The sequence below is a fragment of the Paenibacillus paridis genome, assembly GCF_006345825.1.
Taxonomy (GTDB): Bacteria; Bacillota; Bacilli; order Paenibacillales; family Paenibacillaceae; genus Pristimantibacillus; species Pristimantibacillus paridis.
The window spans coordinates 154,648-169,059 of the sequence record NZ_VCIX01000075.1; the positions used below are offsets into that span (position 1 = coordinate 154,648).

At 48.5% G+C, this 14,412-nt stretch carries 13 protein-coding genes; 7 read left to right on the plus strand and 6 right to left on the minus strand.

The window, feature by feature from the left end; genetic code table 11:
• Positions 1-23: 23 nt before the first annotated feature.
• From FJQ58_RS06895 to FJQ58_RS06905, 3 genes are read right to left on the minus strand one after another with little or no spacing between them, the layout of a single operon-like run.
• On the minus strand, positions 24-1,214 hold the full coding sequence (locus FJQ58_RS06895) for an MFS transporter (RefSeq protein WP_139991686.1): 1,191 nt from the start codon (positions 1,212-1,214) through the stop codon (positions 24-26).
• A gap of 51 nt (positions 1,215-1,265) precedes the next feature.
• Positions 1,266-2,393 carry a Gfo/Idh/MocA family protein gene (locus FJQ58_RS06900; protein ID WP_139991687.1) on the minus strand — a complete coding sequence of 376 codons (1,128 nt, stop codon included), beginning with the start codon at positions 2,391-2,393 and terminating at the stop codon, positions 1,266-1,268.
• Positions 2,386-3,219: a sugar phosphate isomerase/epimerase family protein gene (locus tag FJQ58_RS06905; RefSeq protein WP_139991688.1), complete on the minus strand. Its 834-nt coding sequence runs from the start codon at positions 3,217-3,219 to the stop codon at positions 2,386-2,388. Before FJQ58_RS06905 ends, FJQ58_RS06900 begins: the two co-directional genes overlap by 8 nt.
• Before the next feature lie 346 nt (positions 3,220-3,565).
• Between FJQ58_RS06905 and FJQ58_RS06910 the strand changes: the two genes are divergently transcribed.
• From FJQ58_RS06910 to FJQ58_RS06940, 7 genes are all read left to right on the plus strand, one after another.
• Positions 3,566-4,966 (plus strand): stalk domain-containing protein, encoded by a 1,401-nt coding sequence (locus FJQ58_RS06910; RefSeq protein WP_139991689.1) that lies wholly within the window; start codon positions 3,566-3,568, stop codon positions 4,964-4,966.
• A 19-nt stretch (positions 4,967-4,985) separates the two neighbouring features.
• Positions 4,986-5,849 (plus strand): phosphate ABC transporter substrate-binding protein, encoded by an 864-nt coding sequence (locus FJQ58_RS06915; protein ID WP_139991690.1) that lies wholly within the window; start codon positions 4,986-4,988, stop codon positions 5,847-5,849.
• Between the two features lie 167 nt (positions 5,850-6,016).
• A complete protein-coding gene (gene pstC, locus FJQ58_RS06920; protein WP_139991691.1) occupies positions 6,017-6,979 on the plus strand; it encodes a phosphate ABC transporter permease subunit PstC in 963 nt (320 codons plus the stop codon).
• The gene (pstA, locus tag FJQ58_RS06925) at positions 6,976-7,884 is read left to right on the plus strand and encodes a phosphate ABC transporter permease PstA (RefSeq protein ID WP_139991692.1); all 909 of its coding nucleotides are present in this window, start codon (positions 6,976-6,978) and stop codon (positions 7,882-7,884) included. Before pstC ends, pstA begins: the two co-directional genes overlap by 4 nt.
• Positions 7,885-8,080: 196 nt before the next feature.
• Complete coding sequence (locus tag FJQ58_RS06930) at positions 8,081-8,584, plus strand: DUF1648 domain-containing protein (protein WP_162341357.1); 504 nt, start codon at positions 8,081-8,083, stop codon at positions 8,582-8,584.
• A gap of 89 nt (positions 8,585-8,673) precedes the next feature.
• Entirely contained in the window at positions 8,674-9,459 is a 786-nt protein-coding gene (locus FJQ58_RS06935) for a 3'-5' exonuclease (protein ID WP_139991694.1), read from the plus strand.
• 690 nt (positions 9,460-10,149) lie between these two features.
• The gene (locus FJQ58_RS06940; protein WP_238403862.1) at positions 10,150-11,046 is read left to right on the plus strand and encodes a DMT family transporter; all 897 of its coding nucleotides are present in this window, start codon (positions 10,150-10,152) and stop codon (positions 11,044-11,046) included.
• 79 nt (positions 11,047-11,125) lie between these two features.
• On the opposite strand, the gene FJQ58_RS06945 is transcribed toward FJQ58_RS06940, so the two are convergent.
• From FJQ58_RS06945 to FJQ58_RS06955, 3 genes are all read right to left on the minus strand, one after another.
• Complete coding sequence (locus tag FJQ58_RS06945) at positions 11,126-11,689, minus strand: nitroreductase family protein (RefSeq protein WP_139991695.1); 564 nt, start codon at positions 11,687-11,689, stop codon at positions 11,126-11,128.
• A 20-nt stretch (positions 11,690-11,709) separates the two neighbouring features.
• Positions 11,710-12,627, minus strand: a complete 918-nt coding sequence (locus FJQ58_RS06950) for an iron-siderophore ABC transporter substrate-binding protein (protein ID WP_139991696.1) — start codon at positions 12,625-12,627, stop codon at positions 11,710-11,712.
• 137 nt (positions 12,628-12,764) lie between these two features.
• Entirely contained in the window at positions 12,765-14,360 is a 1,596-nt protein-coding gene (locus FJQ58_RS06955) for an AraC family transcriptional regulator (protein ID WP_139991697.1), read from the minus strand.
• Between the last annotated feature and the right edge of the window lie 52 nt (positions 14,361-14,412).

A 14,412-nucleotide genomic window follows, 5' to 3' on the forward strand; every position in this document is an offset into this window, starting at 1 on the left:
TGCCTCGCAAAAGGTTGCAGACCTCACAATCCCGTACTCATCCCCTCCGACCGACGGACACCTTTGCGCAAGCGGAAATATAGCAAAGAAAACCCGACCGTTCCCGCCAAAGCAAGCATACCGCATAACTGATACATCGCCTGCGGACCCGACTGCTCAAATAGCCAGCCTCCCGCAATGCCCGCCGCAATTCCGGACAAGCCACCCCAAGTCAGCGCATAAAGAGCCTGGCCCGAGGCTCTGAATTCAGCAGGCACGAGCAGGACAGTCAACTGCGTGCCAATGTAATAATAGCCGCCGAACGTAATGCAGTGCAGCGCCTGAATGTAAATGATTTGCACCGCGCTGTCTGCATTGGACATCAGGAGCCAGCGCAGCGCGAACAAGCCGCTGATCACGATGAGGCAAAGAACCATCGTCCGTGTATTTTTTTTCAAATAACGATCAAGCAGCAGAAATACGGGAATTTCAAAGATGGATGACCAGAAGGCCGACCAGCCGATCATGGAAGCTTCCCCGCCCATTTCTCTAATATAAAGCGAAATAAATGTCGTATTCATCGAATTTGGAATCGAAATAACTAGGCCAATGACCAAGAACAGCAAGAAATAACGATTGCGAAACATAGAGCGGTAATTCACCTTGCCTGCTGGCGCGGCCCCCTTGGCCTCGCCTCTTGGCAGCGTAAGTGCAAATCCCAGTGAAATAAGCATCATCACCGTATAGATGACCCATAGCCGCTCAATCCCAATCTGCCCAATAACAGGACCTGCTATAACCGCCATAAGCGCCCATCCGAGCGAGCCGAACAACCGAAACGCGCCAAAGTTATGCTTCGTTCCTTCAATGCTGTTTAAGATCAGGCTGTTCGTTTGCGAAAATAAGGGCATTTGAAAAAAGAAAAAGAACAGCATGCTCGCATAAATCATCGTATAGGATTGGTATAAAAAGACAAGCTGCATGATGAGCATGCTTCCTACGAGCATAATGATCAGAATAAGCCTGACATTGCGGAGCCTGTCGCTTAAATAGCCCCATAACGGATTCGCAATAATGGAGACCATTGGTCCGACGGCCATCAATGCGCCGATCTCCAGCGTTGACATGCCGATCGATTGCAAATATAACGCAAAGAACGTACTGTAGACGGCAATTGCGCCATATACAAAAAAATTGAACGCTTTGATCATCTGAAACGATTTAGTATGATTCATATCCTGTCCTTCATCCTGCCTCCAGAGCTGTTGCCGAACCGTTACAAATTTCTAAAGCAGCACGGCAGACGTTCGGGAGCGCGTCACGACTTCCTCTGCGCTGACTTCCCGTCCCAGCTCCTCTGACATATAGATGCCTTCGCTTATTAGCATAGTATTCAGCGCGATCTCCGCTGTCGGCAATAACGGCACTCTTCCTTGCAGCGCAGCAACCCAATGATGCTGCGAAGACGCATACGCATCCTCATGCTCATACAGCCGGTGCCTGCGCAAATCCATCATATCCAAATCAATCGTACTATCCATATCCATATCGCAAACGGTGCTATGGAAGCTGAACGGCTGGGCCGCAGCCCCAGCCGCCTCATTCGGAAGCCGCACTCCGCCCTTGGAGCCCGCGATGCTGCTTCCCTCAAAGCCGCCCATATGAATCGCCCAGGCTTCTACAATATCCAGCGTTAAACCGCCCGAAAAACGAATAAAGCCTGCCGCCAGCTCTTCCACGTCGAAGCCGCTTTGCTCTCTGCGCTCCGGCAGCATATCCGTCTCCTGATACAGCTTGCCCGATATTCTGTCCACCTGCGGGTTGCCTAGCAGGTATAGCAGCTGAGCAATATGGTAGACGCCCATATCCAGCAAGGCTCCTCCTGCTGCTGTCTCCTTGCGCGTGAAATAGGGCGTGCCATACCCATCCACAAAGGGACGGTTCCTTCTGCGAAAGCCCGTCGAGCGCGCATGATAAAGCTTGCCCAGCATGCCGTCGTCAATTAACGTTTTTGCGGCTTTCGTGTCTTTACCATATAACGTAAAGAGCTGAACATGCAATTTCTTGCCGTTAGCTTTTGCCGCTTCAACCATCGCTTTTCCGTCGGTATACGTACCCGCAATCGGTTTTTCGCAATAGACATGGAGGCTCGCTTCAAGAGCCGCTATCGTCACCGGAGCGTGAAAATTATTGTGCAAACACACATCCACCGCATCCAGCCCTTCATGCTGCAGCAGCTCCCGAAAGTCCGCATAGGCATGCGGAATGCCATACAGCTCAGCAACACGCTTCGCCTCCGCTTCATTAACGTCGCACACCGCAACAAGCTCGGCTCCGGCGATGTTCTTATACTTCTCAATGTGCATTTTGCCAATTTGCCCGACTCCGATTATTCCAATTCGAATGTTATTCATGTTCCTGCTCTCCTCTGCCGGAGGACTGGCTTGCGTCCACTAAAATTTTCTTCACCTTGGAGATCAGCAGCTCCGTCTCTATATATTGGTTGCCAGGAGCGTTATATTCTACGCCAAAGTAACCTTTATAGCCGGCTTCCCGAAGCATATGAATGGTAGACACCGCATGCTCGCCGTCAGCCGTCTCCTCGTCAAAATGAGTATGATAGGCCCATGGCGCAACGATGCTGTCGCCCTCCGCCTGATTTTCCTTCCAGCGCCCCAAGTGTACGAGAAAACCAAATGAAGGATGATCGACCGCCTCTGCCAGGCGTTTCATCTCATTCGGATTGAGCGATGCTCCCATATGATTCTCAGGACCCAAGAGAAAGCCATGCTCGCGTGCGTAGTCTGAAAATTCACGATAGCGCTTTACCGTATATTCGAACTGCTCCTCGCCCATCTGTTCAAAGTTTTCATAGCTGCCGCCTGTATCAATCCGTACCGTCTCCGCACCCAAAATGACGGATGCCCGCAAATGCAGAAGGGCATTGTCGTACAGCTGCTTACGCATATCCTCGTTTGGATCCCACAAATGGGCACCGTCGATAGCAAAGTTAACGACGCGCATTTCCTTCTCATCTAGCGCCTCACGTATTTTACGAATATAGCTTTCATCCGCTAGCTTCATAATTGGCTTGCTGCTCCGGTCGATAAAAAAACCGTTCCACAAATCAACCACATCCATGCGATAGCGATACTTGACCGTCTCTAAATAACCGAATACATCCATCTTCCCTTCCAAGTACGTGTTATTGAATGAATAGCCTCCGATTGAAATGTTCATTGCTTCGTCCTCCCGCAAGTGAATAAATTAGCGTCATACCCTCATTATAGTCCTCCTTCAAATCAGTCTGCGGTGCACTTTCTTCTGATTCAGGGGGAAATTTCTCTTTTCATAGAACAGCTCAGATTGGTCCTTTTGACCCTATCATTTACAATCTCTATACAATTTCTAAATAATGGGATAATAAATCGTTGTTATGATCTAGTAGAAATGAATCACTCACCGATGAAACGTTCCGAACTAACACTGCCTGGGAGGGATCAAGCCAAGTATACATACCGACCAAGGCCGTCGGACATTCGGTTTATAAAAAAAAATACCCATTTGAGAAAGGTGACCCTATTCCATGCAAATGAAAAAAGCAATGGTAATCTCCATGATCGCAGCAGCAATCAGCGCATCCGCAGTGACTCCGGTATTCGCACAAACAGCAGCTAGCAAGCAAGCTGTACAAATCAGCCAATCCAACTTTTTCGTTAATGCAAACCCGGTTTCCATTCGTACGATTGTAGACGGCGGCGTCACGCTCGCTTCCGTTCGCGACATCACCAATGCCATTGGCGCTACCCTTCACATTAACAGTGACCATACGGTTGTTGTAAAATTCCGCGACAACACCTTGAAGCTGAAAGCAGCTTCCAAAACCCTTACGGTTAATGGAACAGTAACCGCTCTTCAGCACCCTGCCAAGGAAGTTGCCTATGCAACCTTTATCGAGCCAGCCGCTTTCGTTCAAGCACTTGGCGGGACTTATGAAAACAACACCATCAGCGTGGTAGAACTGCTTGACGGTGCCGAGCATGCCATTTGGGCAAATTCCTCCCAGCTGATCGTTTCCAACTCTGCCGGCGAAGGACGCGAGGACTTTCTGGTCGATGCAGCAACTGGCAAATACGAGCTGCTGCTGGCTTCCTCTGACACGTCTGAGCTTGTCCTTTCTCCAGATGGCAAAAGCGTAGCTTACTCCGATGCGAACGGCGCAGTATTTACTATCGAGCTTAGCACGAAGCAAACGAAGCAAGTAAGCACGGATAGCTCCATCAAAAACGAGCTGCAATACTCGAAAGACGGCTCTTCCCTCTTCTTCCTGCAAGGCGACAAAAGCTCCGTCATCGCAAAGGTATCCCTAGCGGATGGCAGCGTCACAAAAGTGCTGGAGGACAAGGTGGATTACAAAGGAAACCTTGAAGTATCCGCAGACGGCAAACAGGTTGCTTTCTATGTGTTCAAACAGCCCAAAGTAACTGCCGACAGCAGCATTGACGTTGAGCTTGATGATGTCGCTATCGATGCCACAGGCACTGAGCCGCAAATCTACTTCTATAACACGGCTGCAGCAGATAACAAGCCCGTTCAACTTACAAAAGACACGGCAGATAAAGTATTCCTGAAACTTGCGGCAGACGGCTCCAAAGTCAGCTATGTCAGCGTAAGCTCCGATGAAGCAAGCGTTGGGCAACTGGTTACTATCGATACGGCTGGCAAAGCAAGCACACCGTCGTTCGCTGACAAGGACGTTTACCAACTCGTTCAAGGCGGCAGCAAATTGTACCTGCTAACAGCTGACGGCAACAGCACAAACGCAATTTATGAAATCGACGGCGCTTCCGGCACAAGCAAGCTCGTTCAGACCGTTTCGGATAGCGCATCCGAGCTGCTGATCTCCGGAAATGGCGATATCGCTGCACTCATTGACGGCCAATTGGTCGTATCTGCCCAAGGCAAATGGAAAAACATCACAAACTAATTAATGGAGGTCATTCCTAATGAAATGGTTTAAACAATTAACAATCGCGGCGCTTATCGCCGTTGTCGGTTTCTCATCCGTTCCTTCTTCCACTCCTGTAGCTACCGCAGCAAGCAAGCTTAGCGGCAAAATCGTCATCAACGGCTCATCTGCTTTGCTTCCTTTGACGCTTCAAGCGTCGAACGAGTTCAAAAAGCTGAACCCAAAAGTTAAAATCTCGGCATCCGCTGCCGGTTCCATTACAGGACCGCAAGCTGTGCGCAAAGGCATCGCTGATATCGGAGCAGTAGACTGGGACGCAACGAAGGATGTTCCGGGCTTCAAAAAATTCGAAGGCCAAGTCGCTCATAAAGTAGCGATCATTCCTTTCGCAGCCGTTGTAAACAAAAACGTAACCGCAACAAACTTAACGACAAAGGATCTGCAAGGCATCTTCTCCGGCAAAATCAAAAACTGGAAAGAAGTTGGCGGCAAGGACGCTGAAATCATCGTCGTAAACCGTACCTTCGGTTCAGGAACACGCGTTAACTTCCAAGACAAGGCGCTTGCCGGTACGGATTTCATGTCCAAAGGCGACAACTACAAAGAGGTTAAAACAAGCGGCGACATGAAGTCGGCAATCGAAACAACGCCTAACGCCATCGGATACATGGACCTTGCTTACGTAACAGACAAAATGACTGCCGTAAAAATCAATGATATCGCTCCTACAGAAGCTAACGTCATTAACGGTAAATACAAAGTATGGGGCTACGGGTACTACATGACCAAAGGCGAGCCAACTGGCGCTACTAAGGAATTCATTAAATACGTACAAAGCACGAAATTCCAAAACGGTTCGCTTAAAAAGCTTAAATTCATCCCGATCTCGGCAATCAAATAGTTTTGATTCACAGGAGCGGTCGGCTTGCGCATATGAGCGCCTAAGCCGGCCGTTCTTTCCTTAAATCGTTTGATAAGTTAGTACCCCCGAACCTATTTGATCGCGAATCGGGACCGGCAGCCGTAAGGCAGCCACGAACCGTTTTCGTTTAGAGGAGCCTATGATTTATGTTGGAATCCACCCCTCCCGTGCGTCAGAATCGGCAAGCAGCTGAGCTGGGAAGCGCGATATTGTCGGGCAGCAGCAAACCGTTTGATCGGCGGTCACGACTATTTTTCACCAACCGTCTCTTTCGTTACCTTTGCATCGCGGCCGCCGGCTTTGTTTGCCTTATCCTTTTTCTGATTCTGCTGTTGATGTTCCGTACCGGCGTTTTGACGTTTGGCCAAATTTCATTTGCCGATTTCTTCTTCTCCACCGAATGGAATCCGGAGAATGAGCAGTATGGCGCGCTTATCTTCATATTTGGCACCTTTGCCCTTACAGCCCTTACGCTGTTGATTTGTGTGCCCATCTCCTTAATCATTGCTGTATTCCTGTCTGTGTTCGTGCCTTCTTGGCTAAAAAACATGCTTCGTCCCGTGCTTGACCTGCTCGTCGGTATCCCTTCCGTCGTATATGGCTACCTCGGCCTGACCGTGCTTATCCCTTTGATCCGTAATGTAACGGGCAGCGGCATGGGCGACGGCCTGCTTGCAGCGGCGCTTGTGCTTACCATTATGGTTCTGCCTACGGTAAGCCGGATCAGTGATGACGCCATCAGCGCCGTACCCGCCAAATTTAGCGATGCTTCCTACGCACTCGGCGCTACCCGCTTCCAAACGGTATGGCGGGTGCTGCTGCCATCAGCCAAAAGCGGCATCATGTATGCGGTCATTCTCGGCATGGCGCGTGCAGTCGGCGAGACGATGGCCGTCGTAATGGTCATTGGCAATACGCCGCAGCTGGCCGACAGCCTGCTGAAGCCGACTTCCGTTCTCACCAGCAACATCGTTATGCAAATCTCGAACGTTCCTTTTGACTCCACGTGGAATTACGCGCTGTATCTGATGGGCTTCCTGCTGCTTGTCATTTCATTAATCATGATCGTCGCCATTCGCTGGCTGCAAAGAAAGGGGATTCAAGCATGAAACAAGCCATTCCAACAAGCCCCTTAGCGAATCCGTTTAGCGGCAAGCAAGGCCTTAACCGGGTAAAGGACCGTGCTTTCACCGGCATCGTCTGGACCCTTGGCATACTGATCATTGCGTTTATCTTTGGTCTGTTATATTTGATTTTGCAGGATGGGCTGCCGAAGCTGACATGGGATTTCCTGTTCGGTCTGCCGAGCGAGATCGATGAGGGCGGAGGCATCGGGCCGACGCTGCTTAACTCCTTTTATATTCTGTTCATTTCCTTGCTGATTTCCATTCCGCTTGGCATGGCGGCAGGGATCTATCTGGCGGAATTCGCTCCGGACAATAAGCTCATTGGTTTTGTCCGTATTTGCGTCGAAGGCCTCGCATCCGTTCCATCCATTATTTTCGGTTTATTCGGCATTGCGCTGTTCGTCGAATATTTCGAGATTGGATTAACCATTCTTGGCGGCGCGGTCAGTCTTGCTTTCCTTAACCTGCCGGTTCTAACCCGTGTAACCGAGGAGTCGATCCGCTCCGTTCCGAAGGAGCTAAAGAGCGCTTCCTTCGCGCTCGGAGGCACCCATCTTCAAACGATTACGCGAGCGCTTATCCCGGCTGCCCTAAACGGCATCATTACCGGCATTTGCCTCGTTGCAGGCCGGGCATTCGGCGAGAGCGCCGTTATTATTCTAACGGCTGGCGTAACGACATCTGGTGAAATGTGGGATTTCAGCCTCTTCTCGCCCGGCGCCACGCTTGCCGTTCATCTCTGGTACGTACAATCCGAAGCCATCGTCGGGGACGCGCAGGAAATTGCGCAAAAAGCGGCGGCCGTGCTCGTCTTTGTCGTGCTGCTTATCAATTTGATCTTCCGCATCCCGCTCTGGTTAAACTCCCGTCGTACGAAGCGTGCTTAGCACGGATTGGCAACGCAATGGGCATAGCAAAGCCTCCAGTTTGGTCCTTAGCGGCCTATGCTGGAGGCTTTTTCAAAATGTAAAGCTGTAGAAGAGGATCACCTTATGGAAATTAAATGTAAAAACCATCTTCCAAAGGAGGAAGAGTACGGTATAATTAATGGGATACCTATACCTTGCGATTGGCGGTGCTGCTATGATAACTCCATTACCCAAGCTAAAAATGAACAGAACTGCACTGGAAAACGTGCATGATAGCCTTGCTATCCTTATTCTTATTTTTTCGGTCGCCTATACGGCTGCACGGTGGAGCTCGCTTCCCCAAACGATTGCGATTCACTTCAATGCCGGCGGCGAGCCCGATAACTGGGGCAGCAAAGCCTTTCTGCTAATTGGCCCGGCAATCTCGCTCCTCTTTTATATCGGGCTGTCCCTTTTACGCAAAACTCCTCATCAATTCAACTACATGACGACCATCACAGAGCAAAATGCGGCCCACCACTACCAAATCTCCCTAGCGATGCTCAGCTGGATCAAGTTTGAGCTTGTCGTTTTGTTTGGCTACATGCAGTGGTCGATCATTCAAAATGCTGAGGGAAAGTCCGCTGGCCTTGGACTGTGGCTGCTTCCAGCTGTCTTGGTCATTTTGTTCGGAACCATCGTTATTTATACGATGAAATCAAAAAAAATACAGCCATAAAGGCGTTATACCCTATTGTAGTTTCCATCTGGATAAGTTTTTCTGATAGAATGGAGAACACAGGCTACTATCTATCGGAGGTTAAGATTTTGGACTATATCGTATTGGATATTGAATTTAATGGACGTAAGTTTGCAAGCGAATTGCCCATGGAAGTAATTGAGATCGGTGCGGTTCGTTTAAATAGCTCTTTGGAGCAAACGGATGAATTTTCCGCTTTAATCCGGCCCGTTTATTTTTCCAAGCTGAACAGCTTTATTAAGAAAAAGACCGGCATTCCGCAGGAAGACATCGACTCGGCAAGCCGCTTCCCGAAGGTGATTCGGGATTTTACCGCTTGGCTGAACAAAAGCGACAGCTTCCTTCTGTTCACTTGGGGCGGAGAAGACCTGAAGCGCATTGTGTTCGATACTCGGATGCATAAGCTTGATGACAGCTTCTGGATGGCCGCTGATTATTTCGACTTGCTGAAGGGATACATCCGCTTTAAGAACGTGACGAACGACGTCAGCGTCGAAGCCGCTCTTGTCGATCTTGAGATTACCGCGGAGGGCTCGGCCCACCGCGCTTTGGATGATGCACGCATGACCTCGGAAGTGCTTCGCAAAATTTTTGGCGAGCTAGACTTCTCCCTTAAGCAGCAATACAAAGACATGTACACGAATGCCAAAGAACGCCGGATGGTCAAAAACGCGATTCGGTCGATGACCTCGCAAAAAATCGTGCCCCAATGGGAAGTGTTCGCTGAGCGTTACCTCGCAGGCAAAGCTTCCTTCGAGGACGTAAGAAAAGTAGCGGAGCTGCAGCAGTATTTCGATGCCGAGCTGGAGAAGGCGGCGAAGCCTTCGGCCGGGCAAGCGGGGCAGGCCGGGTAAGCTCTGGATAAGGCGGCGAAGCCTTCGGCTGGGTAAGTGAGGTTCTATCGGCTGTTTGGATTGATATTATGAAGATCATGCAATTTAAATATTACAATTATAGATGAATATAACCGCACTAACCCAACAAGCTATATTCGTCGAATATAAAAATGAAGTATCAGCGAAGCATGGATGGGGATTATTTTGAAGAAACGATGTGTTCTCTTTCGCGGCCCATATGAAATTCAACGATCTGATTGCAACTTCGACCCTCAAAATTGACCTATTCACACGGCGCCCAAAGCGGGAATATCTAGTTTACCTTAAATAGATGGAATTTCTCCCGTTAAAATAGGTTTATTTGCTTGGCATATGAAATAGCAGGAATTTCTCCTGTTAATCTGGTCTTTTCACATGTGTTCCCGGCTTTTTCTTGAAATTAACGGGAGAAATTCCAGCTAAACGTCAAGAAAAGCCAAAATCCATCAGATTAGAGGGAGAAATTCCCGCTAAATCAAATGATAATAAAGTCTTCATCGCAGCATGGAGATCATTTTGGAGAGACGAAGTATTCACCTTTGCAGCCCTAAAGAATGATCTGCTCGCGCAGCGACCGAAATGTGCATATTTTCATTTCAAATAATATAAACGAAGCCCCTGAACCTTCCAGCGCTAATTGCGGCGGATGGAGTCAGGGGTTTTATAAGTATGGGAGAAACAGCAACTATGGAACGCAGCACCAAGTCGATCGCAACCTATGAATTGCTTTATATTATCGGTATTATTGCCATTTCTTTTTCTTCTATATTCGTCCGGTGGTCGGAAGCCGACGTCGCGGTCATTGCGATGTACCGGTTATATTTGACTAATCTGCTTATGCTCCCGCTCGTCTGGAAATATCGGGCGGAGCTATTCCGGCTCACCGCACGGCAGTGGCGTTTGCTGACGGCCTCAGGCATTATGCTCGCACTGCATTTTCTGCTGTGGATGGCTTCGCTGCGGCTAACTACCGTTGCCAGCTCCACTGTCATTCTAACGCTCGAACCTGTGATGGTCATGCTTGGCTCCTATTGGGTCTTCCGCACAAAAGCTAACCGAATGATGCTTTGCGGAATGGGTATCGCCTTAATTGGCTCCGTCATCATCGCCTCTGGCGACTTTTCCCTCTCCGGTGACGCGCTGCTTGGAGATATCCTCTCCTTGCTAGGCGCGGCGGCGGTTGCCGTGCACATGCTGATTGGCAAGCAGCTGCGCAACGACATGAGCGCATTTGCTTATAACTTCTGGGTTTTCTTACTGGCAGCAACGGCGCTTGCCTTCTACAATATTGTTCGCGGCAATTCCTTCACGGGCTATAGCCCAAAGGAATGGGGCATTTTCCTGCTACTCGCGATTGTGCCAACGCTATTTGGCCATTACCTGTTCAACTGGCTGCTTAAGCATATGAGCGCAGCTGCGGTATCGATGTCCGTACTCGGCGAACCTGTAATCGCCTCTTTGCTTGCATGGGCGCTTCTGAAAGAAGCACTTACAGCCTACCAGCTAGCCGCAGGCGTATTGATTTTGTTCGGCGTTTGGCTGTTCATCCGCCATGGCAAAGAATAATATAAGGGGAGGAAAGAGCAAATTACTGCTCATTCCTCCCCCTTTTTCTGGCTAATACATAAAAGTGATGCCGCTCCTCCTATCCCCGGTGCCAGGTAACTAACTGTTCAGCCTGCTTTCTAAGCTTGGCCTTAGGTATCTTATCCGGAGTGAAATAGCCCAGATGGAGCGTTCCCACTATTTTCTCGTTAGCCATAATGCCTGCTTTTTGTTTAAAAGCATCCTCGCGGTTGAACTCATGCGTCTTCCACACAACACCCATTCCCCATTCCCAAGCCAGCAACTGCAAGTTTTGAATCAACGAAGCAGCGGCCAATAGAGCATCTTCCATCTTGCCTGGATGCTTGTCCTCTCGAATAACGACAATGATGTGGACAGGTGTCTCCTGCTCATATTCATAGCGAGCACCCTCTCCATACCGCTCCAGTTCCTCTTGTGTATAGGTGGACAAAACCGCATCAGCAAATGCCTGTCGTCCGTCCTTCATATACACTATAAAACGCCAAGGCTCTGCACGGGAATGAAAAGGTGCCCATACTGCTGCATTGAGCAGTCGAATCAGCGTTTCCTCCGATATTTCCTTGTCCGAAAAAGACCTAATCGTTCTGCGATCCCGAATCGTCCGCTCGATTCCGTTATGCAAGTGAGCTAACCTCCTGCGGCTTACTTTTCATTTTGCTTAATAGCAGCAACAATTTCATCTACCGCCCTGATCGTAGCAACCGACGAGTAGCCGAAGTTCATCCACTCTTTATCCCCTACTACATAGACTTGATTGGCTTTTACAGCCTTTAAACCAAGCCAAACCGGGTTCGATTTCATATCGTCATATATTTTTTGTGCACTCGCCTTATCTTCTCCGCCATCCACTTGGAGAATAATATGATCGGGATCGAACTCCGTCAACGTTTCCAATGAAATCGATAGGCTGCCTTCCTCTTGCGGGTAGGCGGCAACCGTTTTAAGACCAAGCTCGCCATGAATGACTTTCCCTCTAGCGGAGATTTCCCCCATAATAAAACTTTCCGACTGCATAACTCGCATATATACGAACGTTTCATCCCCGACAATCGCTTGCAGTTCGGCCTTGGCTTCTTGAATATGCGCCTCATAATCCTGAATGACCTGATCGGCTTCTTTTGCTTTATCCAGCACCTCCGCAATATCCCGCAACTCGTCGCGCCAATTATCGCGGTCTGGCATCAGCACGGTTTTTGCAATTTTGGAGTATTGATCATATACCTTCTCATCCCGCCATTTAGGTGCAATGATCAAATCCGGCTCCGATGCAAGCAAACCCTCCAAATTTTCACCATTGCCCAGCTTAGCTACATCTTTGAAGGTATCATTAAAATAGCTTGGAAACTCTGCATGATAATTTTCAGCCGCAACCGGCGTAACGCCAAGCACATACAAAAAATCCGGATACGTAACCGAAGTAGCCACAACTCTTAACTTTTCTGGTTCTGCAGCCGGCGTAGATTCATTTTTCACTTCGTTTGCTTTGTTCGATCCACATGCTGTCATTAACAACAGAACAAGCGCTATGAACCATACGCCACCTATTTTACCTTTGCTCATCTTCCCATCCCTCTCGCTATCTTCTGTCAATAATAATTCTCATTCTCATTATAGACGGTAGTCTTATATTGTACATGGAACATTGGAAACAAAACATGGAGGAATGGAAATAAAGAATGTATTAGGAATTAGGAATATTATGCTTTTCTAGAATCAAATATCTTAATGATTTCATCAACAGCAAAGTGGGTGGACAGCGGCGAGAATGAAAAGTTATACCACTCTTCGTTGCCCACCTGATAAATCCGGCTTTCCCTGCCCCTAAGCAACGACTCCCCATTCGATATTCCCCGTAGCTTCATATCATCTGCTTGTAAAATAATATGGTCGGCTTTGAGCTCGCAGAGTCGGTTAAACGGTAAGACGATGCCTTCTTGATTCAAAGCGGATACGCTTGGCGGCTTTAAGCCAAGCTCTGTATACAGAATGCGCCCTCTAGATGATTTCTCGCCAAACACGACAGCTCCCTCAGAGGTCAGTCGCACATAGACAACCGTCTCACCCTTTACCGCAAAATATAAACATTCCCTTGCCTGGTCCAGCTTGTCCGCAAAACGCTCAATCACTCGATTCGCCTCTGATCGCTTACCCAATATTTCAGCCATATCTCTCAGCTCATCACGCCAATCTTCTCGATTAGGCAAAAGCACCGTAGTTGCAATATCACTAAGCTCCTCGTAAATCGCTTGATCTTGCCACTCAGAAGCGACGATGAAATCAGGCTTTGATAATCTGACCTTATCCAGGCTTAATGTTTTATCGCAATGAAGCTTTTCCACTTCGCGGAAAGAAGCTTGCAAATAATAAGGAAATTCCTGATGGGGAGTAGGAGCTGCAATCGGTGTAACCCCGAGCACATGCATCAATTCCGGATACGTAACCCGTGTTCCAAAATGTCTCCGCTGCTGCAAATAATAACGTGGAGACAAGCCTACCTTCTGCTTAAAGCGCCTGCTGAAATAATGCTCGTCCTCAAAGCCAACTCGACGAGCAATTGTATGAAAGCTATCTTCCGATAGGTTAAGCAAATCCTTTGCTTTCCTTATTCGCAAGCCAATTAAATAATCGTGAGGGTTCTCGCCCGTCATTTCCTTAAAAAGAACCGTGTACCAGCGCCTGCTGACATTTGCCAGCTTTGCTAGACCTTCGATAGAAATCGCTTCATCGAGATGACGCTCCATATACTGCAGCGTGCGTTTGACAGCGAGCCGCGGGTTTTTATTGTCTTTTTGGAACTGCTTCTGTTCAGTTAATGCAAAAATCAGTTTCTGAAAAAGAAAATGAGTTGCAATAGCCTCCTGCTCTTCTCCTATACTCACGGAGCGGTAAAGCGACTTAACCATGTCCTGAATCGAATCCGTAGCTTCCAGCACAGAGTTCCTACCTGCTAGTAAAATTGATTCATTGATTGTTAATTGTGCCTGATGATAGTTGTTCTTCTCCGTTTGATAAACTTTATATGTGATAACATAGCAGCCTAGGGCTGACTGTCCGTCATTTGTAATCCATGCAAGCTCCTTTGGAGGAATGGAGAAAATCATATGCTGAGCCAAAAGCTGCTGCCCCCGCTCCCATTGAAGCACACCATTTCCTGTAACTACAATAAGAAGCATCGGCTCGACTCCTGCCGCAACCTTCATCTGCTCTCCTGCTGCAGAAACCAAGTACTGTATTCCCTGCATAACGTAAAAAAGATCGCGGAACGGAAGTTTGTTTGTATCTTGTCTGTTCATAGGTAATCCTCATCCTCCCACCATCATTATACATGCTCTGTTTGCCTTATGC

Coding starts and splice junctions, on each gene's coding strand:
- FJQ58_RS06930 (WP_162341357.1), top strand. CDS start 8,081: ATGATAACTCCATTACCCAAGCTAAAAATGAACAGAACTGCACTGGAA.
- FJQ58_RS06940 (WP_238403862.1), top strand. CDS start 10,150: ATGGGAGAAACAGCAACTATGGAACGCAGCACCAAGTCGATCGCAACC.
- pstC (WP_139991691.1), top strand. CDS start 6,017: ATGTTGGAATCCACCCCTCCCGTGCGTCAGAATCGGCAAGCAGCTGAG.
- FJQ58_RS06955 (WP_139991697.1), bottom strand. CDS start 14,360: ATGAACAGACAAGATACAAACAAACTTCCGTTCCGCGATCTTTTTTAC.
- FJQ58_RS06910 (WP_139991689.1), top strand. CDS start 3,566: ATGCAAATGAAAAAAGCAATGGTAATCTCCATGATCGCAGCAGCAATC.
- FJQ58_RS06950 (WP_139991696.1), bottom strand. CDS start 12,627: ATGAGCAAAGGTAAAATAGGTGGCGTATGGTTCATAGCGCTTGTTCTG.
- FJQ58_RS06895 (WP_139991686.1), bottom strand. CDS start 1,214: ATGAATCATACTAAATCGTTTCAGATGATCAAAGCGTTCAATTTTTTT.
- FJQ58_RS06905 (WP_139991688.1), bottom strand. CDS start 3,219: ATGAACATTTCAATCGGAGGCTATTCATTCAATAACACGTACTTGGAA.
- FJQ58_RS06915 (WP_139991690.1), top strand. CDS start 4,986: ATGAAATGGTTTAAACAATTAACAATCGCGGCGCTTATCGCCGTTGTC.
- FJQ58_RS06900 (WP_139991687.1), bottom strand. CDS start 2,393: ATGAATAACATTCGAATTGGAATAATCGGAGTCGGGCAAATTGGCAAA.
- pstA (WP_139991692.1), top strand. CDS start 6,976: ATGAAACAAGCCATTCCAACAAGCCCCTTAGCGAATCCGTTTAGCGGC.